This window comes from Variovorax sp. GW821-FHT09A10 (genome assembly GCF_059418385.1).
Map to the genome: position 1 here is coordinate 1 of NZ_JBWKPT010000016.1, position 23790 is coordinate 23790.

Consider the following 23790-nt stretch of genomic DNA (forward strand, 5'->3'; position numbering starts at 1 on the left):
GCCTTCAGGCTCACAAAGCGGGTGGGTCAGTATTCGACGGAAATCTAGGGTCAGAGATTGGCGGAATCCAACACCTTACTCATTTGATGATGCTACTTTGAGTTCGGTCGTCAATCTCGCACCCGCCGACCTGCCGAAGGATTCGGGCCGCTTCGATCTGCCCATCGCCCTGGGCATCCTCGCGGCCAGCGGGCAGATCGAGAACGCCCGGCTGGCCGGCCACGAGTTCGCGGGCGAGCTGTCGCTGTCGGGCGAGCTGCGCCCCGTGCGCGGCACGCTGGCGATGGCCCTGGCCCTGCACACGCGCGGCGTGGCGACGCGGCTGGTGCTGCCCATGGACAGCGCCCGCGAGGCCGCGCTGGTGCCCGGCGGGGAGGTCTACGGCGCCCGGCACCTGCTGGACGTGGTGCGCCAGTTCCTGAGCGACCGCGACGCCGCCGCATCCGCGCCCGAGGGCCCCGACGACGGCTGGACCCGCGTGCTCCCCGCGACCGGCGACGCCGCGCCGCACTACGCCGACCTGGCCGACGTCAAGGGCCACGCCAGCGCCAAGCGCGCGCTGGAGGTGGCCGCGGCCGGCGGCCACAGCCTGTTGATGGTGGGCGAACCGGGTTCGGGCAAGTCCATGCTCGCGCAGCGCTTTGCCGGCCTGCTGCCGCCGATGGGCATCGACGAGGCGCTCGAAAGCGCCGCCATCGCGAGCCTGGGCGGTCGCTTCGCCACCGGGCGCTGGATGTGCAGGCCGACAGCGGCGCCGCACCACACGGCCAGCGCGGTGGCGCTGGTCGGCGGCGGCTCGCCGCCCCGGCCCGGCGAGATCTCGCAGGCGCACCACGGCGTGCTCTTTCTCGACGAATTCCCCGAGTTCGCGCGCGCCGCGCTGGAGGCACTGCGCGAACCGCTCGAGACCGGCACGATCACCATCGCGCGGGCTGCGCGGCGCGCGGAATTTCCGGCGCGCTTCCAATTGGTCGCGGCGATGAACCCCTGCCCCTGCGGCTACCTCGGAACGACCACGGCCAAGGCCTGCCGTTGCACGCCGGACCAGATCCTGCGCTACCAGGGCAAGCTCAGCGGCCCGCTGCTGGACCGCATCGACCTGCACATCGAGGTGCCCGCCGTGCCGGCGCAGCTGCTGCTCGACGCGCCGCCCGGCGAATCGACCGCCAGCATCCGCACCCGCGTGATCGCCGCGCGCGAACGCGCGATGCGGCGCCAGGGCACGCCCAACCAGTCGCTGCAAGGCAGCGCCATCGACACGCATGCCGCGCTCGACACGCCGGCGCGGCAGTTCATGTTCAGCGCCGCGAACAAGCTCGGCTGGTCGGCGCGCAGCACGCACCGTGTGCTGAAAGTGGCGCGCACGGTCGCCGACCTGGCGGGCGCGGACACGGTGGAGGTCGCGCACGTGGCCGAAGCCGTGCAGTACCGGCGGGCGCTGCGCAGCGGCGCGTAGACAGCGCCACGCGCCCTGGCGGGTTACAGCAGGCCGCGTCCGGCCAGGTTGCGCATCAGCGCCCCGATGCCGTAGCGCCAGCGCGGCGCCTGGTCGGCATGGACCACGCGGTTGTTCAGGGCACCCAGCTCGGGGGCCGCGATGCGCACGTAGTCGCCCACGACGTGCGTGAACCCTTGCCCCGGTCCGTGACGGTCTTGTGTCGGCGCGAACATCGTGCCCAGAAACAACATGAAACCGTCTGGGTAGGCGTGGTGGCGGTTGAGTGTCTGCGCCACGAGGTCGAGCGGATCGCGGCTGATCTTCGACAGCGAGCTCGAACCTTCGAGCGTGAAGCCCTCGGGGCCCGTCACATTCAACGCGACCGTGATGCGCCGCACATCGGCGATGCCGAAGTGCGCATCGAACAAGCGGATGAACGGCCCGATGGCGCACGAGGCGTTGTTGTCCTTGGCCTTGCCCAGCAGCAGCGCGCTGCGGCCTTCGAAGTCGCGCAGGTTGACGTCGTTGCCGAGCGCGGCGCCCAGCGTCTCGCCGCGGCTGTTCACCGCGAGCACGACCTCGGGCTCGGGGTTGTTCCAGGCCGAGTCCGCGTGGATGCCCACGTCGGCGCCCGTGCCCACGGCCGCGAGCACCGGCGCCTTGGTGAAGACCTCGGCGTCGGGGCCGATGCCCACTTCGAGGTACTGCGACCACATGCCTTGCGCGATGAGCACGTCCTTCACCTTCATCGCTTCGGGCGAGCCCGGCACGATGTCGGCGAGGTTGTCGCCGAGCACATCGCCGATGGCCGCGCGCGTGGCCTCGGCGCGCGAGGCATCGCCACGTGCCTGCTCTTCGATCACGCGTTCGAGCAGGCTCGCGACGAAGGTCACGCCGCTGGCCTTCACGACCTGCAGGTCGCAGGGTGCGAGCAGCCAGGGCTGGCCACTGTCGCGCGTGCTTTCGTCGCTGTTGGCCAGCACGGCATCGAGTGCGGCGATGCGCGGCGCGGTGCCCGCTTGCAATGCCGCGCGCACGGCTTCGGCTGGCGAGCCCTTGCCTTCGAGCAGGTCGCTCATGGTGGGCGCGAGCTTCGACAGGTCGTGCAGGCCATCGCCCTGCACGGCCACCAGCACCGGGCCCACGCCGGGTTGCCAGAGGCGGCCGACAAGGGTGGCGCGCTCGGCGTCGCGGGGCAGGCTGGAAGCGGTCGAAAGGTCCAAAGGCATGGCGTTGTGTCTCCGTGAATAGGGTCTGCGCGCCATCGTAGCCGCGCCTCGGGAACCGCCGTGTGTCAGTGGCCCGGCGTGGCCCGCACGCGCGCCACCTCGGCGGGCAGGTTCGTCCACGGCGCTTCCTGCGGCGCGAAGCGTGCGCGCATGTAGCCGGCGAGGTCGGCGATCTGGCGGTCGTCGAGCGCGTCGCGGAATGCGGGCATGAAGCCGATGTCGCGGTGCGCGGGCGCACGCACGCCATCGAGGATGGTGCGCAGCAGGTTGTCGGGCCGTGTGCTCGTGAGGCTGCTGTTGAGTGCGAGCGGCGTGTTCACGCCCAGCAGCGTGGGGCCGTCGCCGTCGTGGTGGCACGAGGCGCAGGCGCTGTCGAACATGCGCTGCGCGGGGCCGAGCAGCTGGCCTTGCGTGCGCGCCGCGTTGTCGATGGCCTGCTGCGCAAGCGCCTGCGGCTGCGCGACCGGCTCGGGATTGAACGAGCCGAGGTAGACGGCCATTGCGCGCACGTCGGCGTCGGGCACCTGCGCGAGTTCGCGCACCACCTCGGCCATCGGGCCGCCCGCGATGCCGTGGCGCGGCGAGTGGCCATTGCGCAGGTAGCGGTACAGCGCGTCGGTGTCCCACGGCACGGCGGCTTTCGACAGCTGCGTGAGCGCGGGCGCCTCCCAGCCATCGACCATCGCGCCCGAGAGGAACGCGCTGCCGCCCTGCTCCGCGCCGAGCGCGTTGCGCGGTGTGTGGCAGGCGCCGCAATGGCCCAGGCCGTTGACGAGGTAGGCACCGCGGTTCCATTCGGCGCTCTGCGTGGGCACGGGCGGAAGCGGCGCGGGGTCGTGGAACAGCGCGTTCCAGCCGGCCATCAGCGGGCGCAGGTTGAACGGGAACGTGAGTTCGGACTTGGGCGTTGGTGCACGCACCGCCGGCATCGACATGAAGTACGCATAGAGCGCCTGCAGGTCGTCGTCGCTGGTCTTCGCGAAGGCGGTGTAGGGGAACGCGGGGTACAGGTGGTGACCGTCGCGCGAGACGCCTTCGCGCATCGCGCGCTGGAAGGCGCTGAACGACCAGCGGCCCAGGCCCGTCTCGGCATCGGGCGTGAGGTTGGTGGTGTAGAGCGTGCCGAAGGGCGTGTCCATCGCGCGGCCACCGGCGTTGGGTGCGCCGCCCGGCGCGGTGTGGCACACGGCGCAGTCGCCGAGCGCGGCGAGCACGCGGCCGCGTTCGATGGTGGACTCGCTGTAGACCGGTGCGCTGAGCGACACCGGCGCGATGGCCGAGCGCCAGCCGAGCAGGCCGGCGATGACGCCGAGGCCGCCGATGAAGAGCGCGGCGCCGGTGGCCCATAGGCCCTTGCGCTGAGGCCACGGTGCATTGCTCCTTCCCCCTCTGGGGGAAGGTTGGGATGGGGGCACGGCAGCGTCACCACTCCAGCGCCGCTCGCCCCCACCCCCGCCCTCCCCCAGAGGGGGAGGGAGCAAAACCTTGTTCAACTCGGCCAGCACTGTCTCGGGTGTGAACGGCGGCGAGCGGAACCGCACGCCGGTCGCATCGAAGATCGCATTCGCGATCGCTGCCGTGCCCGGCACCGACGATGACTCGCCCGCGCCCAGCGAGGGCTCGCCGGGGCGCGGCATGTGCATCACCTCGATCACCGGCACGTCGCGGAAATTGAGGATCGGGTAGCTGCCCCACTCGCGGCTCGCGACCACGCCGGTCGGCAATACGCCCGGCAACTGCGCACCGCCAGCAGCAGCACCTTGCTGCGGCGCGAACTTCACCTCTTCCATCAGCGCGCGGCTCGTGGTCTGGATCACGTTGCCATGCACCTGGTGCTCGACGCCCGCCGGATTGACCAGCAAGCCCGCGTCGTGCCCCACCACGACGCGGCGCACATGCACCTCGCCGGTCTTTCGATTGACTTCCACATCGGCCACCCACGCGGCCCACGCCGCGCCGAAGCCCGGCCACTTGCTGTGGATGTAGCGCGCGTACGCGAAGCCCTGGCCGAAGAGGATGTCGCCGCCTTCGCCCAGCCCGCCGTCGGCGTTCTCCTGCGGCCCGGTGCGCATGCGCCAGCCGGCCTTCTGCGCGGTGGCCTGCACGAGCTCGACCGCGCGCGGATCGTCCAGGTGCCGCAGGCGGAACTGCACGGGGTCGACACCCGCCGCCGTGGCCAGCTCGTCGATGTACGACTCGTGCGCGAACGAACTCGGCAGCGCCGACACGCCGCGCAGCCACGAGGCGCGCACGATCGGCGCCATGTCGTTGACCTTCACGCGCAGGTTGTCGTAGCGGTACGGTGGGCGCGCGGTGCGGTCGCCCATCTCGTAGGCCTGCGCCACGGGCTCGACCGTGCGCGTGAGCAGCAACGCCAGCGTGGGCGCGCCGTTCGACGGATAAGAGGTTTCGAAGTCGTAGGCGGCGACGCGACCGTCGGCCATGAGCCCGCCGTCGATCTCCATGAGCTGCGCGGCGCCCTTGGGCTCCCACGCATGCTCCTGCTCGCGCGAGAGCTGCACGCGCACCGGCGCGCCCACGGCGCGCGCGAGCAGCGCGGCATCGGCCGCCACGTCGTCGGCGCCGTTGCGGCCGTAGCAGCCCGCGGCCTCCATGCGCACGACGTCGACATGCACGTCGTCCACGCCCATCAACTTCGCAAGATCGGCGCGCAGGACGTGCGGGTTCTGCGACCCGGCCCAGCAGCGCAGCTGCATGCCGCTGCCGTCGGCGGGCTGCCACTCGGCCAGCGCGCACGAGGGGCCGATGGACGCATGCATCTGGTAGGGCCACACGTAGGTGCGCTGCATCGGCTGCGCGGCGGCGGCCATGGCGCCGTCGACATCGCCTTCGTCGACCAGCAGGCGCTGCGTCGACGGGTTGTCGCGCAGGGCCTGCGCCACGTCGCGCAGGTCGGGCATGCCGGGCCAGGGCTTCCAGGTCACGCGCAGCTCGCGCATCGCCTGCTCGGCGTGCTCCTCGCGCTCGGCGACGATGCCGACGAAGTCGCGCACCACGACCACGGCGCGGATGCCGGGGATGTGGGCGATCGACGCTTCGTCGACCGACTCCAGCGTGTTGCCGATGAACTCGCCGTGGTCCGCGCCCGCGTACGGCGGGCGCACCACGCGGCCGTGCAGCATGCCGGGCACGCGCATGTCGTGCACGAACACGAGGTCGCCCGCGAGCTTGGCCGGGATGTCGACGCGCGCCTGGCGCGTGCCGACGAGGCGGTAGTCGGCGGGGTTCTTGGGTGTCGCGTCGAGGTCCAGGCGCAGCACGGTGCGCTGGTGCGCCACGAGGTCCGCGTAGTTGATGTGCCGGTCCGGCGTCTCCGCGACGCGCACCACGCCGTTGCGCACCTGCAGCGCATCGACGGCCACGCCCAGCCGCTCGGCCGCGCGCGCGAGCAGCCACGCGCGTGCCTGCGCCGCGGCCAGCCGCAGCGGCTGCGCGTGGATCTGGATCGACGCGCTCGCGATGGTCGCGCCCTGGTTGGGCACGCGCGCGGTGTCGCCGAGCATCATGCGCACGCAGGGCATGCCGAGGTCGAGCTCCTCGGCCACGATCTGCGCCAGCGCGGTCTGGATGCCGGTGCCCAGGTCGACGTGGCCGTTGAGCGCGGAGACGCTGCCGTCGTCCCACAGCGCGAGCAGCACCTCGTCGCCTTCGCTGGGGTGGCTGGCGATGAAGGCGGGCTGGCCCTTGGCCGGTGGCGGCGGGGGCGGCGCTTCGCGCACCACCAGCAGCACGCCGTCGGCGGCCAGGAATTCCGCGCGCGTCTGCGGCAGGTCGGCGCGGCGCGTCATGCGGCGGGGGCGTCCGGCGGGGCCGCACGCAGGCGCACGGCGGCACGCTGCACGGCGTCGAGGATCTCGATGTGCGTGCCGCAGCGGCACAGGTTGCCCGAGAGCTCGCTGCGGATGCGCGCCTCACTCGCGTTGGGGTCACGCGCGAGCAGCGCCGCCGCCTGCATGACCATGCCGTTGAGGCAGTAGCCACACTGCGCAGCCTGCGCGTCTTCAAACGCGGCCTGCACCGGATGCCAGCGCCCGCGCATGCCCAGGCCTTCCAACGTCGTGATGTGGCGCCCCGCCACGCCATGCGCCGGAATCACGCAGGACCGCGCGGCCACGCCGTCGACGTGCACCGTGCACGCGCCGCACTGCCCGAGCCCGCAGCCGTACTTGGGCCCGTTGAGCCCCAGGTCGTTGCGCAGCAGGTGCAGCAGCGTGGCTTCGCGCGGCACGCCGGCGAGCGTGTGCGCCCGGCCGTTGACCTGCAGGTGCAGCGGCTCAGCGCCGCAACTGGCCGTCACGGGTGTACATCTCCAGGTCCACGAAGGTCGAGCCGTTGTGGTTCTTCGCGCTGTAGTCGACGGGGAAGTCGCCGAAGCGCGTGCTGCCGATGCTCTCGAGCCCGGCGATGAAGCTGTCGCGCGTGAGTGCCTTGCCCGCGCGGCGCAGGCCCTCGGCCATCACACGCGCGACGATGTAGCCCTCCAGCGCGGTGTAGCTGTCGATCTTCTGGCCGAACTCGGCGCGGTCGCGCTGGTAGTCGGCCACGATGGGCACGCGCTGCGCACCGGGCGGCGGCACGATGCTGGCCGTGACCAGCCCGGCGAGCTTGCCGTCCAGCCGCTTGGCGGAGCCGGCCGCATCGGTGATGCCGACCGACAGCGTGTACAGCGGCGCGGCCGCGCCGCTCGCGCGGTAGTCGCGGATGAAGACCTCGGTCATGCGACCGGCCATGATCATCACGACGGCGCCGGGGCGGCCCTCGGCCAGCCCGCCGATCACCTGCTTGGCGTCCTCGGCCGCGATGGCCATGGGCAGCGTCTGCACCACCTTCACCTTGTACTCGGCGGCCAGCTGCTCGCAGGTGGCGAGGTTCGACTTGCCGAAGGCGCTGTCCTGGTAGACCACGGCGATCGACTGGATGCCCAGGGTCGAGAGGTGGCTGATGATCTTGCGCAGTTCCAGGTCGTAGCCCGCGCGCACGTGGAACAGGTAGCGGTTGGTCTTGGTGCGGAAGGACGTGGTGCCCACCAGCGGCGCGAACATCGGCACGCCTGCCTTCTCGGCCAGCGGCATCGCGGCCGCGAGGTTGCCCGTGGCGACGTAGCCGGTGAGCGCGAAGACCTTGTCCTCGTCGATCAGCTTGGCGGTGTTGACGGCCGTCTTCGCGGGCTCGTAGGCGTCGTCGTAGGTGACGAGTTCGATCTTGCGGCCGTGGATGCCGCCCGACTTGTTGACGCGGTCGAAGTACAGCTGGATGCCCGCGCGGTAGTCGACGCCGAAGTCTTTCGCCGGGCCGCTGAACACGGCCGACTGGCCGATGCGGATGGTCGTGTCGGTCACGCCGTTGTCCGCGCGTGCCGGCCGCAGCAGGCCGGGGCCGAGGGCCAGGGCCGCGCCGCCCGCCACCAGGGTGCGCCTTGAAATCGAAAGCTTCATGCGTCGTCTGTCTCTTTGTTGTTGTCGTCGGAGGGTGTTGCCGCGGCGGCGCCGCGGACTTCGTCGTCGTCAGCCGGCCTGGATGTCGCCGGACTGGATGCGCTTGACGCCCTTGGCCGTCATCTGCTTCCAGGCGGCGGCCAGCGAGCCGTTGAGGTCGATGCCGCGCGTGGCGTCTTCGATCACGTAGGCCTCGAAGCCGGCCTTGCGCGCATCCATCGCGGTCCAGGCCACGCAGAAGTCGGTGGCCAGGCCCGTGACGAACACGGTCTTGATGCCGCGCGCCTTGAGATAGCCGGCCAGGCCGGTGGCCGTCTTGTGGTCGGCCTCCTCGAAGGCGGAGTAGCTGTCCATGTCCTTGTGGAAGCCCTTGCGGATGATGAGCTGCGCGGTCGGCACCTTGAGCTCCTTGCCGAGCGCGGCGTCTTCAGTGCCCTGCACGCAGTGGTCGGGCCACAGCACCTGCGTGCCGTAATTGAGCTTGGTGGTCTCGAAGGGCTTCTTGCCGCTGTAGGTGCTGGCGAAGGAGGCATGGCCCGCCGTGTGCCAGTCCTGCGTGACGACGATGTTCTGGAACGCGGGCGCCAGCGCGTTGATGACCGGGATCACCTCGTTGCCGCCCTTCACCGCGAGCGTGCCGCCGTCGAGAAAACAGTTCTGCACATCGACCACGATCAGCGCGGCTTTTCCACCGGGCTTGATCTTGCCGGCCGCGAAAGCGGACGAGAGACCGAAACTGCCGAGGCTGCCGGCGAGCCCCAGGGCAGCGGCGGACTTCAAGACGGTTCTGCGATGCATGGTGTGGACTCCGGTGGTTGAGGAAAGGAAACGGTCAGACGCTGAGGTAAGCCCTGCGCACTTCTTCGTTGGCCGCCAACTCGGCCATCGTGGCGTGATAGCGGATCTGCCCCTTCTCGAGCACATAGGCCCGGTCGGAGACCAGCTCGGCGAAGTGCATGTTCTGCTCCGACAGCAGGATGCTCACGCCCTGCGCCTTGAGCTCGAGGATCATGTTGGCCATCTGCTCGACGATGACGGGGGCCACGCCCTCGGAGGGTTCGTCGAGCAGCACGAGATACGGGTTGCCCATCAGCGTGCGCGCCACGGTGAGCATCTGCTGCTCGCCGCCGCTCATGCGGCCACCGGGGCGGTTGGGCATCTCGCCGAGGTTGGGGAACAACTGGAACAGGCGCTCGGGCGTCCACAGCGGCGCGGCGGTGCCGTCGGCCCACTGGCGCGCGGGCTGCTTGCCGACCTCGAGGTTCTCCATCACCGTGAGGTCGGTGAACACGCGCCGGTCTTCGGGCACGAAGCCCAGGCCCAGGCGCGCCGCGTGGTGCGGCTCGCTTTTCGAAATGTCGTGGCCCAGGAAGCGCACGGCGCCGCGGCGCTTGGTGAGCATGCCGATCAGCGTCTTGAGCGTGGTCGACTTGCCCGCGCCGTTGCGGCCCATGAGCGCGACGACTTCGCCGCGCCGCACTTCGAGGTCGACGTCGTAGAGGATCTGCGCGGCGCCGTACCAGGCGCACAGGGCCTTGGCCTGGAGAAGAGGTTCATGCGTGCTCATGCGGCAACTCCCAATGCGGCGGCCTTTTCGGCGATCTTCTCGAAGGTCTTGCCGCTGCCGAAGTACACCTCCTGCACCTTCGGGTGGTCGCGGATCTCCAGCGGCTTGCCCTGCGCGATGAGGCGACCGCGCGCCAGCACGATCATGCGGTCGGCGTACGCGAACACCACGTCCATGCTGTGCTCGGTGAAGAGCACGGCCATGCCGCGCTGGATGACGAGGTCCTTGGTCAGCGCCATGAGCGAGTTGCGCTCCTGGGGCGCCATGCCGGCCGTGGGCTCGTCCATGAGCAGCAGCTTGGGCGAGTTGGCCATGGCGATGGCGAGTTCGACGCGCTTCACGTCGCCGTAGGCCAGCACGCTGCAGGGCCGGTCGGCCTGCGCCTTCATGCCGACCTGGTCGAGCAGCGCCAGCGCCTCGTCGCGCTTGTGGTCGGCCGCGCGGCGCCACATCGAGAACAGCTTGTGGTCGTGCGAGAGCAGCGCCATCTGCACGTTCTCGACCACGGTGAGCGAGGCAAAAGTTTCGGCGATCTGGAAGGTGCGGCCCACGCCCTTGCGCCAGATCTCGCGCGGCTTGCGGCCCACGAGCTCGTGGCCGTCGAGCGTGATCGAGCCCTGGTCGGCCTTGAGCTGGCCGTTCACCATGTTGAAGGTGGTGGACTTGCCGGCGCCGTTGGGGCCGATGAGCGCGAGCAGTTCGCCGGGCGGCAGCTCGAAGCTGATGCCGTCCACGGCCTTCACGCCGCCGAACGATTTGCCGAGGTTGGTGACTTTGAGGAGGCTCATGCCTTCACCTCCTTGAGCTTGGCGTCTGCTTCATCATGCTTCGGTGCGCGCCAGCGATCGACGAGCTGTTTGATCGACCCGGCAATGCCCTGCGGGAACAAGAGCACCAGGATCAGGATGATGGCGCCGAGCATCGCGCGCCAGTAGTCGGTGTTGCGCGCCACGGTGTCGTGCAGCCAGGTGAAGGTGACGGCGCCGACCACGGGGCCCGCGAGCGTCTGGATGCCGCCCAGCAGCACCATCACGAGGCCGTCGACCGACTTGCCGACCGACAGGCTCTCGGGCGAGATGCTGCCCTTGGAGAACGCATAGAGCGCACCGGCCAGGCCCGCCACGGTGCCGGCGATGACGAAGGCCGCCCACTGCATGCGCTTGACGTCGATGCCGATGGCGTCGGCGCGCAGCACCGAGTCGCGGCCCGCGCGCAGCGCATAGCCGAAGGGCGAGAACAGCACGCGGCGCAGCCACCACACGCCCGCGCCCACGAGCACCAGCGTGAGCCAGTAGTACACCTGCTTGTTCGACAGCCACTCCGAGGGCCACACGCCGGTCAGGCCGTTGCTGCCGCCCGTGAAGCTGTCCCACTGGTAGGTGACGGCCCAGGTGATCTGCGCGAAGGCCAGCGTGAGCATCGCCAGGTAGACGCCCGACAGCCGCACGGCGAACCAGCCGTAGACGAAGGCGCCGAGCGCGGCCACCAGCGGCGCGACCACCAGCGCCAGCTCCATCGGCAGGTGCAGCGCGCGCACCAGCAGCGCCGCGCCGTAGGCCCCGAGGCCGAAGTAGGCCGCGTGGCCGAAGGAGTGCATGCCGGCCGGCCCCATGATGAAGTGCAGGCTGGTGGCGAACAGCGCGGCGATCAGCAGGTCGATCATCAGCACCGTGGTGTAGGGCGAGCCGGCCGTCAGCAGCGGCAGCGCGGCCAGCACCAGCGCCAGCCCGGCGGCGGCCACGATGTAGGCGGTGCTCGGGCGGCGCAGCGGCTCTTCCTGCATGCCGACATAGCGGCTCGGCGCCTGCGGCCGACCGAACAGACCCCAGGGGCGCCACACCAGCACGATGGCCATCACGAGGAAGTCGACCATCAGCGTGAGCTTGGAGAACGACACGTCGATGCCGAAGATCTGCACCACGCCCAGCCAGATGCACACGGCCTTGATCTCGGCGATGAGCAGCGCGGCCACGTAAGCGCCGGGCAGCGAGCCCATGCCGCCGACCACCACGACGACGAAGGCGGCGCCGATGGTGTTCAGGTCCATCTCGAGCGTGGCGGGTTCGCGCGGCAGTTGCAGCGCGCCGCCCAGGCCTGCGAGCAGCGCACCGAGCGCGAACACGGCGGTGAAGAGCCAGGCCTGGTTCACGCCCAGCGCGCTGACCATCTCGCGGTCTTGCGTGGCGGCGCGCACCAGCGTGCCGAAGCGCGTGCGCGTGAGCAGCAGCCACACGAGGCCGAGCACCAGCGGGCCGACGACGATCAGGAACAGGTCGTACGAAGGAAACTGGCGCCCGAGGATTTCGACCGAGCCCTTCAGGCCCGGCGCGCGCGGGCCGAGCAGTTCGTCAGGGCCCCAGAGCCACAGCACCGCGTCCTTGATGACCAGCACCAGCGCGAAGGTGGCCAGCAGCTGGAAGAGCTCGGGCGCCTTGTAGATGCGACGCAAGAGCAGCACCTCGATGAGCGCACCCAGCACGCCCACCGCGAGCGCGGCGATCAACAGCGCAGGCCAGAAGCCCACGCTCGGGCCGAGCTTCTCGACCAGCGTGTACGCGGTGTAGATGCCCACCATGAAAAAAGATCCATGGGCGAAGTTGACGATGCGCGTCACGCCGAAGATCAACGAGAGGCCGGCCGCCACCAGAAACAGCGAAGACGCGCCAGCCAACCCGTTGAGCAACTGAACAACGAAGCCTGAAAAGCTCATGAGGGACCCTGAGGAAACTGGAGACACCGCGCCCCGCCGCGCTCAAGAAGCGGCGGCGGACGCGTTGCAGGAGCCGTGCGGTCAGTCCGCAGGGCGCATCTTTTTCACTTCGTCATCCGAAGGCTGGAACTTGGCGCCATCGAGGTAGACGTAGTCGACCATCACGCCCTTGCCACCGTCGTTCTTGGTCTTGCCGACGTACGCGCCCATGGTGGACTGGTTGTCCTGTGCGCGGTAGCTGATCTTGCCGAAGGGCGTGTCGACCTGCAGGCCCTTGAAGGCTGCGACCAGCTTCTCGGTGTCGGTGCTGCCGGCCTTCTTCACGCCGGCGGCGATCGAGTAGATGGCGCTGTAGCCCACCACCGAGCCCAGGCGCGGGTAGTCCTTGAACTTGGCCTGGTAGGCGTCGTTGAAGGCCTTGTGCTCGGCGGTCTTCACGCCGTACCAGGGGTAGCCGGTGACGACCCAGCCGTTGGGCGCTTCGTCCTTCAGCGGGTCGAGGTATTCGGGCTCGCCAGTCAGCACGCTCACGACCTCGCGGTCCTTGAAGAGGCCGCGCGTGTTGCCTTCGCGCACGAACTTGGACAGGTCGGCGCCGAACAGCACGTTGAAGATGGCGTCGGGCTTGGCATCGGCCAGGGCCTGCACCACGCTGCCCGCATCGACCTTGCCCAGCGGCGGCGCCTGCTCAGCGACGAACTCGACGTCGGGCTGGATCGCCTTGAGCAGCGTCTTGAAGGTGGCGACCGACGACTGGCCGTACTCGTAGTTGGGGTACACGATGGCCCAGCGCTTCTTCTTGAGCTTGGCGGCCTCGGGCACCAGCATCGCGACCTGCATGTAGGTCGAGGGGCGCAGGCGGTAGGTGTACTTGTTGCCATTGCTCCAGACGATCTTGTCGGTGAGCGGCTCGGCGGCGAGGTAGAAGAATTTCTTCTGCTTGGCGAAATCGGTCAGCGCCAGGCCGGTGTTCGACAGGAAGGCGCCGGCCAGCACGTCGACCTTCTCGCGCGAGATGAGCTCTTCGGCCACGCGCACGGCGTCGCCGGGGTTGGCGTTGTCGTCGCGGCTGATGAGCTCCAGCTTCTTGCCGTTGACGCCGCCCTTGGCGTTGATCTCGTCGACCGCCAGTTCCATGCCCTTCTTGTAGGGCTCGAGGAAGGCGGGCTGCGCCTTGTAGCTGTTGATTTCGCCGATCTTGATCACGCCCTGCGCATGCGCGGGGACGAGGGCGGTGGCCAGCGTGACGACGGAAGCGGCGCAGAAGGCAAGGCGCAATGGATTCATCGGGAAGCTCCTAGAAGTTCGAACAGAAAACACGATGCGGGTGACGATGCAATGACAGGTCAGCGAAGACCGTCTTCGCCCTTGATTTCACTGACCTGCAGGCCGCCGACGCGCGGCAGCGGGCGGCCGCTGTCGGTGACGGCCACGGCCACGACGATCTCGTTGGCACGCGGCGCGTCGCTCACGCGGGCCTCGACGGCGTCGAAATGGCTGCGCACGAAGGCGGCGTCCTTGTGGCCCAGCGGCACGTCGATGGCGGTGCCCAGCGTGCCCTGCTTCTTGGCCGAAGGCACGAGCGCGGCGCCCTTCTCGACCGCCACGCGCAGCGGCGCGCCCAGCTTGGGATGCAGGATGGCGGCGGCATGCTCCAGCTCGCCGCGCTCGCCGACGATGGCGGCCTTGCCGTAGCTCTGCGCCTGGCCGGGCTCGATGCCCAGCGCCTTCACGGCCTTCTGGCCCAGCAGCGCGCCGAGCTCTTCGCCGATGGCGATGAGTTCGTCGAGGTTCTCGCTGTAGCGGCCGGCGTACGGGTTCTCGATGACGGCGATGGCGACGGCGCGGCGCGTGGGCGGCGTCACGTCCTGCCCCATTTCCTTGCGGGTTTCGTCCACTTGAATGACGAGCTTGCGGATGTTGGCGGTCATGTCTGTGTGTTCCTTGTTGTCTTGTCTCTTGTCTTGTGCGGTCAGCGCAGGCCGTCCCACTTGCTGATGTCCTTGGCGAGCAGGCCGCCGACGCGCGCATGCACGCGGTAGCCGGTGCTCATCGCGAGGATGAAGACGATCTCGTCGGCCATCGGCGCGCCGGGCACGCGCACCTCGATGGCATCGAACTGGCCGCGCACGTAGCTGGCGTTGATGTTGGTGAGCGGCACGTCGAGCGCGGCGCCGGGCGGGCCGACCTTCTTGGTCGAGGGCACGATCGACAGCGCGTTGCCGGGCTGGCCGGTTTTCTCTTCGGCCTTGCCCGCGGTGTAGGCGGCGCGGCTGCCCTTCCAGCCGAGCAGCTCGCGCATGGCGTAGCCGCCGGGCACGTGCCACAGCGCGCCGTGCTCCAGCTCGCCGTCGGCGCCGACGATGGCGCCCTTGCCGTAGGTGGCGATCTGCTCGAGCGGCACGTCCATGGCGGCGTGCAGCTGGTGCGCCATGTCGACGCCCACGGGGTCGAGCAGCGCCATCATCGGCAGGATGTCGGGCTCGTAGCGGCCCGCGAAAGGATTGGTCAGCACCGCGCCGATGGCACCGCGCACCAGCGGGGTTTCGGCACGCGGGCCGAACTCGTGGTGGATGTACTCGACATGGGTGAAGACGCGACGGATTTCGATCATGAAAAAGAACCTTGCTTTTCGTTAAGCAAATACTGAACCAACTGCTTCTGGCAGCGCGATGTCCAGCGACTTCGAGCATAAGGGTTCCACCCGCCGCCACTGCCCCTGGCAAACGAGCAGAACGGCCCACACGAGCCCCCTTTTCTGCAGCACGCGGGCGCACGCCGCGCCCGCATCGAGTGCATGGTGCACCTGCGCGGGCGCCAGCGGCGGCACGTCGACGGTGACGAGGGTGTCGCCGAGGTCGCTGTCGTCCTTGCAGGCGCTGGCGGGCAGGCGTTGGATGGCGGCATCAGGCACGTCGACGGCGTTGGCGATCACGGTGGCGGCGGCGTCGGCCTGCGCCGCGGTGGCGGCCAACACCGTCACGCTGTCGGCGATGCCCAGCGAGAAACTGCGCCCGCGCCAGCCGCTGGTGGCGACGCCGCGCACCGGCTGGTCGGCGTGCAGCTCGAACTGGCCGTCGGTGGTCAGCATGCCGCTGTCGCGCCAGTCGAAGCGCGCGAGGTCGGAGAACAGGCCCACGCGCGCCGTGTGGCCGGGCGCGAGGTGCAGCGCGATGTCGCCGCCGTTGTTGATCCAGGCGCGCTCGATGCCGGGCCGGTCGTAGAAGGCGATGAGTTCCTGCGCCACGCTGCCGGCCACGGCCGCCATGGGCGTGAGGAACAGCGGCGAGAACGCATCGCAGGCGTCCCACATGCGCCGCGCGACGACGCCACGCGGGCGCTGGCGTGCGGTCACGGGCAGGCGCAGCTGCGGCAGCTCGCGCACGAGTTCGTCGAGCACATGGCCGAAGCGCGCCCAGGCCGCGTCGTGCGCGGCGGCGACGGCGTACGGGTCGCCGTGCGCTTCGGCCACGATGTCGATCGGGCCGTGGTTGAAATGCCAGCGGCCCGCGTCGAGCGCCGTGCGTTGAGCGGACATGGTTTCAGCCCAGCATGGGGGCATGACCCAGGGGCCACGGATTGGCATCGTCGATGACGAGCCATTGGCGCGCCAGCGGTGCGCCGTCTTCCTGCCACGCACCGCGCGCGAGCGCCTGTTCGAGCGGGAAGATGTGTTCCATGTGCCCGCCGAGCGCCTCGTAGTCGTCGCGCCGCATGCTGAACTCGATGGGCGCGACGATGGCCGGCGTGGGCACGGTGCCGAAGCTGTTGTCGGGCATGCGCATGACGTCGGCCATCACGGTGATGCCGCCGCCGGGCCACACATAGGCCGGCGCGCCGCCGCACGTCACATTGACCAGCGCGCGCTTGATGGCGCGCGTGAGCAGCACCGGGTTCTCGGTGACGCCCGCGCGCAGGCTGCCGCCGGCGCCGCCGAGGAACAGCACGGTGCACAGCGAGGGCTCGCAGTTCTCGCCGATGCGGTCGACGATGCGGCGCACCTCGGGCGGCATGGGCTGCTCGATGGGCTTGAGGGCCTCGTCGAGCACGTACCACTGCGCGTGCTCGCCGGTGGTCGAGGTCATGAGCAGGCGCAGGCCGGGGCGGGCCACGCCCTCTTCCCAGCCTTCGATGATCGCCAGCGGGTCGGCGATGTCGGTGCCGCCCCAGCCGTTGCCGGGGTTCGCGACCTGGAAGTAGCGCCCCGGCGTCGACTTGCGCCCCAGCATCTGGATGCCCGAGGGCGTCATGTCGAGGCAGCGGCCGGCCTGGTGCTCGGTGAGCACGCCGGTGATGTGGTCGTCGACCACCACCACCTCGTCGGCCACGCCGGCGAACTGGCGCGCGAAGATGCCCACGGCCGCCGAGCCGCAGCCCACGCGCATGCGCTGCTCTTCCACGCCGTTGACGATGGGCGCCTTGCCGGCCTGGATGACGAGGCTGGCGCCGCCGTCGATGGTGCATTCGACCGCTTGCTTGTTGCCCAGCAGCTGCATGAGCTCGGCCGTCATGCGGCCTTCCTTCTTGCTGCCGCCCGTGAGGTGGTGCACGCCGCCCAGCGACAGCATCTGCGAGCCGTACTCGGCCGTGGTGACATGGCCCACGACCTCGCCCTTGTAGCGCACGTTGGCCTGCTCGGCGCCCAGGAAGCGGTCGGTGTCGATCTTCACCTTGAAGCTGCAGTAGCTGAAGATGCCTTCGGTGACGACGGTGACCATGTCGACGCCCTGGGCTTTGGAGGCCACGATGAAGGGCGCGGGCTTGTAGTCGGGGTAGGTGGTGGACGAGCCCACGCCGGTGACGAAGACCTCGTCGGCGTGCAGCAGGTCGCCGTTCCAGTCGGGCGTCGCGTCTGCCTCGGCCACTTCCGCGCCGGGCCGGTCGAAGGGCACGAGCGCCGGCTGTTCGCTGGCGAGCGTGCGGCGCAGCAGCACCACCGGATCGACGCGCACCAGCACGCCCTGGCGGTTGGCGTAGCGGTCGCAGGCGCCGGTGCGGCCGTCGGAGATCTGGCACAGCACCGGGCAGGCGTTGCACTCGACCTTGGCGGTGCTCATCTTCTCGTTGCGCGGCGGCGCCTTGCCGAAGGCGGCGCCGCCGGCCTGCGCGACCAGGGGCATGTCGATGCCGGGCAGTCCGTCTGTCTTGGTGTGTTCAGTCATCGGGGCGATCTCGTGGTGTGGTGCTGTCGGAGCGGGTCTTCAGGCCCCGGAGGTTTGCAACAAACGTGCCGTGCAGGTGCTTGTGCGGCGGCTTTCGTTTGTGTAGCATCCCCTACACTTTCATGTTGCGTTCACTACATCAAAGGTCAATGTAGCAAACAGGCCCGATGCTTGCAATGGTGTTTTCTCGCGGTGTTCATCGGGGTTTTTCCGACCAACGACAATGCAGGGTTGCTAGCCGGCCGATGGCGGACGCCCCAAAGGCGTGCATTTCGGCTCAGCCACCCTTTTCTGTCTTCAACCAACACTTGAGTTCCGTATGAGTGCATTCAGCGAAGAACGCGTCCTGAGCGTCCACCATTGGACCGACCGCCTGTTCACCTTCACCACCACGCGCGACCCGGCGCTGCGCTTCTCGAACGGTCATTTCACGATGATCGGTCTGAAGGTCAACAACAAGCCCCTGCTGCGCGCCTACAGCATCGTGAGCCCGAACTACGAGGAGCACCTGGAGTTCCTGAGCATCAAGGTGGAAGACGGCCCGCTCACCTCGAAGCTGCAGCACATCCAGGTGGGCGACACCGTGATCGTGGGCCGCAAGCCCACCGGCACGCTGCTCATCGACTACACGCTGCCGGCCAAGCGCCTGTACCTGTTCGGCACGGGCACCGGCCTGGCGCCGTTCATGAGCATCATCCGCGACCCCGACACGTACGAGAAGTTCGAGCAGGTCATCCTGGTGCACGGCGTGCGCCAGGTCGACGAGCTGGCCTACCACGACCTCGTGACCGACCACCTGCCCAAGCACGAGATCCTGGGCGAGATGATCGCCAAGCAGCTGCTGTACTACCCCACGGTCACGCGCGAGGAGTTCCGCAACCAGGGCCGCGTCACCGACCTGATCGAGAGCAACAAGCTCACCGACGACCTGGGCCTGCCCCCGCTGAACGTCGAGGAAGACCGCGTGATGCTGTGCGGCAGCCCCGGCCTGCTGGTCGACCTGAAGCACATCCTGGAAAAGCGCGGCTTCAAGGAAGGCAACACGAGCACGCCAGGCGACTTCGTGGTCGAACGCGCCTTCGCCGAGAAGTAAGACCCGACAAAGAGGCGCTGCGCGCACGATGGCCGACTCCCGCTCCGTCAGCAAGCCCAAGCCCCAGCGCCGCACCGGCGTGCGCGAGGCCGCGGCCCAGGCCACGCGCGACAGCATCCTCAAGGCGGCGACCAAGGTGTTCGCCAAGTACGGCTACGACGGCGGCAGCGTGGAGAAGATCTCCAAGGCCGCCAAGTCGTACGACCGGATGATCTACTACTACTTCGGCAGCAAAGAGGGCCTGTTCATCGCGGTGCTCGAAGGCATCTACCAGCGCATGGACGACGCCGAGGCCGCCATTGCGCTCGACGCCTCGCGGCCCGTGGAAGCGCTCACCGAAGTCATCCGCTTCGTGCTCGGCTACTACCGCAAGAACCCCGAGTTCGTCACCCTGCTGAACACCGAGAACCTGCACAAGGGCCGGCACATCTCGAAGTCGCTGCGGGCGCGCGAGTACTCGTCGCGGGCGGTGGCCATCATTTCGGAAATCCTTGCCAGCGGCGCGGCCCAGGGCCTGTTCCGCACCGACCTCGTGGCGCGCGACATCTACCTGCTGATCGCGTCCACCGGCTATTTCTACACCTCGAACCGGCACACGCTCACGGCCTTCCTCGGCGAGCCGATGGAGTCGCCGGAAGCCGTCGCGCACTGGGAAGATTTCGTGATCGAGACCCTGCTGCGCACCGTGCGCGCGGACGAGGCATCGGACAACAGAACCCCTTCCCCACCCCACGACGAGGACACAACGAAATGGCAGAAATCGCAGCCGGCGCAAAGTCGGGCAAGGTCGTCATCAAGAACATAGGGCTGCTGCTCTCGGGCGACATCGACAAGCCCATCCTCGACGCCGACACCCTGGTGGTGAACGACGGCCTGATCGTGGCGGTCGGCAAGGAGAAAGACTGCGACCTCGAAGGCGCCGTCACCGTCATCGACGCGAAGAAGACCTGCGTCGCACCCGGCCTCATCGACAGCCACGTGCACCCGGTGTTCGGCGACTGGACGCCGCGCCAGGGCCAGATCGGCTGGATCGACTCCACCATGCACGGTGGCGTGACCACCATGATTTCGGCCGGCGAGGTGCACCTGCCCGGCCGCCCCAAGGACATCGTCGGCCTGAAGGCGCTGGCCATCACCGCGCAGCGCGCCTTCGACAACTTCCGCCCCGGCGGCGTGAAGGTGCTGGCCGGAGCACCTGTGATCGAAAAGGGCATGGTCGAGAGCGACTTCAAGGAGCTCGCCGAAGCCGGCGTGGGCCTGCTGGGCGAAGTGGGCCTGGGCTCGGTGAAGGCCGGCTACGAGGCCAAGGAAATGGTCGCCTGGGCGCGCAAGTACGGCATCCAGAGCACGATCCACACGGGCGGTCCGTCGATCCCCGGCTCGGGCCTGATCGACAAGGACGTGGTGCTCGAGGCCGACGCCGACATCATCGGCCACATCAACGGCGGCCACACCTCGCTGCCCGAGGCGCATGTGTGCGAGCTGTGCGAGAAATCGTCGCGCGCCATCGAGATCGTGCACAACGGCAACGAGAAGGTCGCCATCGCGGCGGCGAAGGCCGCGCTCGAACTGAAGTGCCCGCACCGCGTGATCCTGGGCACCGACGGGCCCGCCGGCTCGGGCGTGCAGCCGCTGGGTATCCTGCGCATGGTGGCGATGCTGTCGTCGATCGCGAACATCCCGGCCGAGCTGGTGTTCTGCTTCGCCACCGGCAACACGGCAAAGATCCGCAAGCTCAACTGCGGCCTGATCGAAGTGGGCCGCGCGGCCGACTTCGTGTTCATGGACCGCGCCCAGCATTCACCCGCGCCGGGCCTGCTCGAAAGCGTGCAGCTGGGCGACATCCCGGGCGTGGGCATGGTGATGATCGACGGCCTCGTGCGCTGCGGCCGCAGCCGCAACACGCCGCCGGCGACCGAGATCCCGGTGGTGGTGTCTGGCGGGCACTGAACGCGCCCGGCGGCGGCCTCAGTCGCCGCTGCGGTGCGAGCGGAAGACCAGGTAGCGCGCCGAGAGAAAGTTGGCGCCCATGCCCGCGAGGCTGCCCAGCGCCACGCCGAGCGCGGCGGCCCAGCGGCCCTCCACCCAGTGCAGCGTGAGCACGTAGGTGCCGTAGTTCAGCACGGCGCCGGCCAGCATGGTCGTGAGGTAGCCCAGGTATTCGCGCCAGACCGAACGCCCCGTGGCGGCGCCGGCCGCGCTCGCCGCGAAGGTGTAGCGGCGGTTGTAGAGCCAGGTGGTGGTGGCGGCGGCCAGGAACGACACGACGCGCGCGCCGTACCACCCGAGCAGTGGCGCCAGCAGGTAGAGCACCGTCACGTCCACCCCGAGTCCGATCACGCCGGCCACGGCGAACGAGAGGAACTCGCGCCCGATCTTCATGACGGCATCAGCGTGCGCGCAGGCTCTCGCGCACGCAGGGCTGCGCCAGGTAGCGCAGCCGCTTGGCCTCCTGCCGGCCGAGCGTGACGGTGTGCATCACCACGCCGCAGACGAAGGACAGCAGCGCCGCCAGCATCGCGCCGGTGGCGAGCACGGCCGTGGGCAGCCGCGGCACCAGGCCGGTGTGGGCGTAGGTCATGAACAGCGGCACGGCCAGCGCCAGCGAGCCGAGCGCGAGCACGGCCGCGACGATCGAGAAGAACTGCAGCGGCCGTTCGCTCACGAAGAGCTTGCCGATGGTCTTCAGGATGCGCCAGCCGTCGCGGTAGGTCGAGAGCTTGCTGTGCGAGCCTTCGGGGCGCGTGCTGTAGGCGGTGGCTTCCTCGGCGTAGGGCATGCGCAGCTCGAGCGCGTGCACGGTCAGCTCGGTCTCGATCTCGAAGCCCTGCGACAGGGCCGGGAACGACTTGGCATAGCGACGCGAGAACACGCGGTAGCCCGAGAGCATGTCGGTGAGGCCGCCGCCGAAGAGCTGCGCCACGGTGCCCGTGAGCAGCCAGTTGCCGAAGCGGTGGCCGGCGCGGTAGGTGAGCGCGTCCTGGCCGTCGTCCACGCGGCTGCCGACCACCATGTCGAGATTGCCCTCGACCAGCCGCGCGATGAGGCGCGGCGCGGCGGTGGTGTCGTAGGTGGCGTCGCCGTCGACCATCACGTAGATGTCGGCCTCGACGTCGGCGAACATGCGCCGCACCACGTTGCCCTTGCCGCGCGCGGCCACGTGCGTGACGATCGCGCCGGCCGCGCGGGCCACGGCGGCCGTGTCGTCGGTGGAGTTGTTGTCGAAGACGTGGATCTCGGCGCCCGGCAGTGCCGCGCGGAAGCCTTCGATCACCTGCGTGATGGCCAGGGCCTCGTTGAAGCAGGGAATGACGGCGGCAATGCGTGGCATGGCGGACACGGGAGCAGGTCGGTGGTCGGTCATGGAGCGGTCGTCGGAAGGAGTCGGTAGGCCCGGCTGCCGTCTTGTTCGTGCAGCAGGCCATAGTACGTGTCGAAGTCGGGCCGCACGCTGAGCACTTTCACCATCTCGGGCGACATGACGACGGTGGTGAAGCCCTCGGCCGCCAGCTTGCGCGCCGTGTCGCCGGCCGACATCAGCAGGTAGTCGCGGTAGCGCCAGCGCCCGAGCGTGTCGCCCCAGATCGGATTGGGGCCGTAGTAGATCGCCTCGTTCAGCGCGATCTGGTAGACGCGCCCCGTCACGTTGCGGCGCACATAGTCCATCACGCCGTAGCCCGGCACGTGCTTGCGCAGGAAGGCCTCGCGCGCCTCGGGCGTGAGCGAGATCATCGACACCTTGGTGGCCGTCTGGCCCACCGACACGGCGGCCAGCACGGCCAGCAGCAGCACCACGACCCAGTCGCCGACGCCGGCGCCGCTGCGCGGACCGTCGGCAGCGACAGCCGCGGGCGCTGCGCGCAGCCGGCGCACGCCGGTCGCGATCCAGCCGAACAGCACCTGCCAGCCCACGGCGGCCGTCATGGCGAGCAGCGGGAACGAGGCCATGAGGTAGCGCGGGTAGCGCGAGGTCACGACCCACACGGCCACCGAGTACAGGCAGAACCAGCCCGCCGCGCGCACGGCGGCGGAGCGCTTCCACCACACGCTGAAGGGCGCGAGGAACACCGACCAGATCAGCGCGTTGGGCATCTCGGCGTGGTCGCGCACGTCGGCCACCTGCTGCACGTAGTCGGCCGGCACCCATTCGGTGAAGCCGAACACGCGTGCGCCGATCGGGTTGAAGGGGTCGCCCGTCATGATGGCGTTGCGCGCGTACCAGTAGATGCACGGGATCAGGAAGCACAGCAGCGCGGGCGCCCAGGCCCGCCACACGCGGCGCTCGTGGCGCACCACGAACAGCGCCACCAGCGGCAGGAAGATCAGCGCCTGGTACTTGGAGCCCGCCGCCACGCCGAGGCAGAACGCCGCCAGCGACAGCCAGCGCGAGCCGTCGCGCAGCGGTTCGGATTCGCGCCACCACCACAGCGCCACGCAGGCCGACAGCACGAACAGCGCCACGCCCATGTCGATCAGCGCGTTGGCGTAGTCGCCCATGCCCAGCCAGATGGCCGCGCCGATGCAGGCGGTGAGCCGGTTGGCGTGCAGGATGCCCAGGCGGAAGATCATCAGCACCGACAGCGCGCCCGCCAGCGCGTTGAGAAAGTGCGGCAGCACGTCGTCGCCCACCTGCAGCGCGGCGGCGTACAGCAGGTTGTAGTTGTACGGGAACCAGGGGTAGCGCAGCCAGTCGTGGATGCCCAGCGTGCCCTGCTGCGCCACGAGGCGCGCGTAGGGCAGGTGGTACATCAGCTCGTCGAAGGCGGCCGGCGGCGCGAGCGGCGCCACCAGCGCGGGCAACGCAACCAGCGCCAGCGCAATGGCGGCGATGCGCTCGAAGCGGGTCCACGGCGCGGTGGCGGGTGCGGCCGCGCGCAGCGCGCGCACCTCGGCACGCCAGCCGCGCCACTGCCACGCGGCGGCCACGACGCCCGCGCCGATCAGGCCCAGCGTGGCCTCGCGGCGAAAGAGCCCGAAGATGGCCAGCGCCTGGAAGGCACAGATGTAAAGGCCGACGCCGAGCGCGGCCGACATGGCCGCCTCGAGCCAGGCGTCGCGGCGCGACGGTGGGCGCAGGCGCGCGAGCACCGCGCGGCCGGCACCCCAGCAGGCAATCACGAAGATCGCGAACTGGG

Annotated in this window: 20 protein-coding genes; 4 read left to right on the top strand and 16 right to left on the bottom strand. The window is 69.5% G+C overall.

Translation table 11 applies throughout. The annotated features are described in order from the left end of the window. Nucleotides 1–1456 (top strand): YifB family Mg chelatase-like AAA ATPase (locus tag AC07Q9_RS30870; protein ID WP_495312884.1); only part of this gene is annotated, 1456 nt, incomplete at its 5' end. 23 nt (nt 1457–1479) lie between these two features. On the opposite strand, the gene AC07Q9_RS30875 is transcribed toward AC07Q9_RS30870, so the two are convergent. From AC07Q9_RS30875 to AC07Q9_RS30935, 13 genes are all read right to left on the bottom strand, one after another. Further along, complete coding sequence (locus AC07Q9_RS30875) at nt 1480–2667, bottom strand: fumarylacetoacetate hydrolase family protein (RefSeq protein ID WP_495312885.1); 1188 nt, start codon at nt 2665–2667, stop codon at nt 1480–1482. 65 nt (nt 2668–2732) lie between these two features. Further along, nucleotides 2733–6476, bottom strand: a complete 3744-nt coding sequence (locus AC07Q9_RS30880; protein WP_495312886.1) for a molybdopterin cofactor-binding domain-containing protein — start codon at nt 6474–6476, stop codon at nt 2733–2735. Beyond that, on the bottom strand, nt 6473–6985 hold the full coding sequence (locus AC07Q9_RS30885) for a (2Fe-2S)-binding protein (protein WP_495312887.1): 513 nt from the start codon (nt 6983–6985) through the stop codon (nt 6473–6475). The genes AC07Q9_RS30880 and AC07Q9_RS30885 overlap by 4 nt, the downstream gene beginning before the upstream one ends. Continuing rightward, entirely contained in the window at nt 6963–8123 is a 1161-nt protein-coding gene (locus tag AC07Q9_RS30890) for an ABC transporter substrate-binding protein (protein WP_495312888.1), read from the bottom strand. The genes AC07Q9_RS30885 and AC07Q9_RS30890 overlap by 23 nt, the downstream gene beginning before the upstream one ends. 69 nt (nt 8124–8192) lie before the next feature. After that, nucleotides 8193–8921 (bottom strand): bifunctional nicotinamidase/pyrazinamidase, encoded by a 729-nt coding sequence (gene pncA / locus AC07Q9_RS30895; protein ID WP_495262030.1) that lies wholly within the window; start codon nt 8919–8921, stop codon nt 8193–8195. A gap of 34 nt (nt 8922–8955) precedes the next feature. Next, on the bottom strand, nt 8956–9690 hold the full coding sequence (locus AC07Q9_RS30900) for an ABC transporter ATP-binding protein (RefSeq protein WP_492742301.1): 735 nt from the start codon (nt 9688–9690) through the stop codon (nt 8956–8958). Next, nucleotides 9687–10478 (bottom strand): ABC transporter ATP-binding protein, encoded by a 792-nt coding sequence (locus AC07Q9_RS30905; protein WP_447740080.1) that lies wholly within the window; start codon nt 10476–10478, stop codon nt 9687–9689. Before AC07Q9_RS30905 ends, AC07Q9_RS30900 begins: the two co-directional genes overlap by 4 nt. Beyond that, entirely contained in the window at nt 10475–12400 is a 1926-nt protein-coding gene (locus AC07Q9_RS30910; RefSeq protein WP_307589730.1) for an ABC transporter permease, read from the bottom strand. The genes AC07Q9_RS30905 and AC07Q9_RS30910 overlap by 4 nt, the downstream gene beginning before the upstream one ends. An 81-nt stretch (nt 12401–12481) precedes the next feature. Then, a complete protein-coding gene (locus tag AC07Q9_RS30915) occupies nt 12482–13687 on the bottom strand; it encodes an ABC transporter substrate-binding protein (protein ID WP_495312889.1) in 1206 nt (401 codons plus the stop codon). Between the two features lie 59 nt (nt 13688–13746). Further along, nucleotides 13747–14331, bottom strand: a complete 585-nt coding sequence (locus AC07Q9_RS30920) for an amino acid synthesis family protein (protein ID WP_095949852.1) — start codon at nt 14329–14331, stop codon at nt 13747–13749. A gap of 41 nt (nt 14332–14372) precedes the next feature. After that, nucleotides 14373–15014 carry an amino acid synthesis family protein gene (locus tag AC07Q9_RS30925; protein ID WP_492733290.1) on the bottom strand — a complete coding sequence of 214 codons (642 nt, stop codon included), beginning with the start codon at nt 15012–15014 and terminating at the stop codon, nt 14373–14375. Nucleotides 15015–15035: 21 nt separating this feature from the next. Next, nucleotides 15036–15938, bottom strand: a complete 903-nt coding sequence (locus tag AC07Q9_RS30930) for a UPF0280 family protein (RefSeq protein ID WP_495312890.1) — start codon at nt 15936–15938, stop codon at nt 15036–15038. Between the two features lie 4 nt (nt 15939–15942). After that, nucleotides 15943–17562 (bottom strand): 6-hydroxynicotinate reductase, encoded by a 1620-nt coding sequence (locus tag AC07Q9_RS30935; RefSeq protein ID WP_495312891.1) that lies wholly within the window; start codon nt 17560–17562, stop codon nt 15943–15945. A gap of 319 nt (nt 17563–17881) precedes the next feature. On the opposite strand from AC07Q9_RS30935, the gene AC07Q9_RS30940 reads away from it, so the two are divergent. The 3 genes from AC07Q9_RS30940 to AC07Q9_RS30950 are packed head-to-tail and all read left to right on the top strand — an operon-like array spanning nt 17882 to nt 20605. Next, complete coding sequence (locus AC07Q9_RS30940; protein WP_062473986.1) at nt 17882–18655, top strand: ferredoxin--NADP reductase; 774 nt, start codon at nt 17882–17884, stop codon at nt 18653–18655. Between the two features lie 28 nt (nt 18656–18683). Next, nucleotides 18684–19460, top strand: coding sequence for a TetR/AcrR family transcriptional regulator (locus AC07Q9_RS30945; RefSeq protein ID WP_492682359.1), 777 nt, complete (start codon nt 18684–18686; stop codon nt 19458–19460). Then, on the top strand, nt 19406–20605 hold the full coding sequence (locus AC07Q9_RS30950; protein ID WP_070063555.1) for an amidohydrolase family protein: 1200 nt from the start codon (nt 19406–19408) through the stop codon (nt 20603–20605). The genes AC07Q9_RS30945 and AC07Q9_RS30950 overlap by 55 nt, the downstream gene beginning before the upstream one ends. 18 nt (nt 20606–20623) lie before the next feature. On the opposite strand, the gene AC07Q9_RS30955 is transcribed toward AC07Q9_RS30950, so the two are convergent. From AC07Q9_RS30955 to AC07Q9_RS30965, 3 genes are read right to left on the bottom strand one after another with little or no spacing between them, the layout of a single operon-like run. After that, entirely contained in the window at nt 20624–21037 is a 414-nt protein-coding gene (locus AC07Q9_RS30955; protein ID WP_495312892.1) for a GtrA family protein, read from the bottom strand. A 7-nt stretch (nt 21038–21044) separates the two neighbouring features. Continuing rightward, on the bottom strand, nt 21045–22019 hold the full coding sequence (locus AC07Q9_RS30960) for a glycosyltransferase family 2 protein (RefSeq protein ID WP_495312893.1): 975 nt from the start codon (nt 22017–22019) through the stop codon (nt 21045–21047). Beyond that, a complete protein-coding gene (locus tag AC07Q9_RS30965) occupies nt 22016–23773 on the bottom strand; it encodes an ArnT family glycosyltransferase (protein WP_495312894.1) in 1758 nt (585 codons plus the stop codon). The genes AC07Q9_RS30960 and AC07Q9_RS30965 overlap by 4 nt, the downstream gene beginning before the upstream one ends. Between the last annotated feature and the right edge of the window lie 17 nt (nt 23774–23790).

Bases quoted from the DNA above. Each gene is read 5' to 3' on its own strand.
- AC07Q9_RS30875 (WP_495312885.1), bottom strand. From the start codon at position 2,667: ATGCCTTTGGACCTTTCGACCGCTTCCAGCCTGCCCCGCGACGCCGAG.
- AC07Q9_RS30880 (WP_495312886.1), bottom strand. From the start codon at position 6,476: ATGACGCGCCGCGCCGACCTGCCGCAGACGCGCGCGGAATTCCTGGCC.
- AC07Q9_RS30890 (WP_495312888.1), bottom strand. From the start codon at position 8,123: ATGAAGCTTTCGATTTCAAGGCGCACCCTGGTGGCGGGCGGCGCGGCC.
- pncA (WP_495262030.1), bottom strand. From the start codon at position 8,921: ATGCATCGCAGAACCGTCTTGAAGTCCGCCGCTGCCCTGGGGCTCGCC.
- AC07Q9_RS30900 (WP_492742301.1), bottom strand. From the start codon at position 9,690: ATGAGCACGCATGAACCTCTTCTCCAGGCCAAGGCCCTGTGCGCCTGG.
- AC07Q9_RS30905 (WP_447740080.1), bottom strand. From the start codon at position 10,478: ATGAGCCTCCTCAAAGTCACCAACCTCGGCAAATCGTTCGGCGGCGTG.
- AC07Q9_RS30910 (WP_307589730.1), bottom strand. From the start codon at position 12,400: ATGAGCTTTTCAGGCTTCGTTGTTCAGTTGCTCAACGGGTTGGCTGGC.
- AC07Q9_RS30915 (WP_495312889.1), bottom strand. From the start codon at position 13,687: ATGAATCCATTGCGCCTTGCCTTCTGCGCCGCTTCCGTCGTCACGCTG.
- AC07Q9_RS30920 (WP_095949852.1), bottom strand. From the start codon at position 14,331: ATGACCGCCAACATCCGCAAGCTCGTCATTCAAGTGGACGAAACCCGC.
- AC07Q9_RS30925 (WP_492733290.1), bottom strand. From the start codon at position 15,014: ATGATCGAAATCCGTCGCGTCTTCACCCATGTCGAGTACATCCACCAC.
- AC07Q9_RS30930 (WP_495312890.1), bottom strand. From the start codon at position 15,938: ATGTCCGCTCAACGCACGGCGCTCGACGCGGGCCGCTGGCATTTCAAC.
- AC07Q9_RS30935 (WP_495312891.1), bottom strand. From the start codon at position 17,562: ATGACTGAACACACCAAGACAGACGGACTGCCCGGCATCGACATGCCC.
- AC07Q9_RS30940 (WP_062473986.1), top strand. From the start codon at position 17,882: ATGAGTGCATTCAGCGAAGAACGCGTCCTGAGCGTCCACCATTGGACC.
- AC07Q9_RS30945 (WP_492682359.1), top strand. From the start codon at position 18,684: ATGGCCGACTCCCGCTCCGTCAGCAAGCCCAAGCCCCAGCGCCGCACC.
- AC07Q9_RS30950 (WP_070063555.1), top strand. From the start codon at position 19,406: ATGGCAGAAATCGCAGCCGGCGCAAAGTCGGGCAAGGTCGTCATCAAG.
- AC07Q9_RS30955 (WP_495312892.1), bottom strand. From the start codon at position 21,037: ATGAAGATCGGGCGCGAGTTCCTCTCGTTCGCCGTGGCCGGCGTGATC.
- AC07Q9_RS30960 (WP_495312893.1), bottom strand. From the start codon at position 22,019: ATGACCGACCACCGACCTGCTCCCGTGTCCGCCATGCCACGCATTGCC.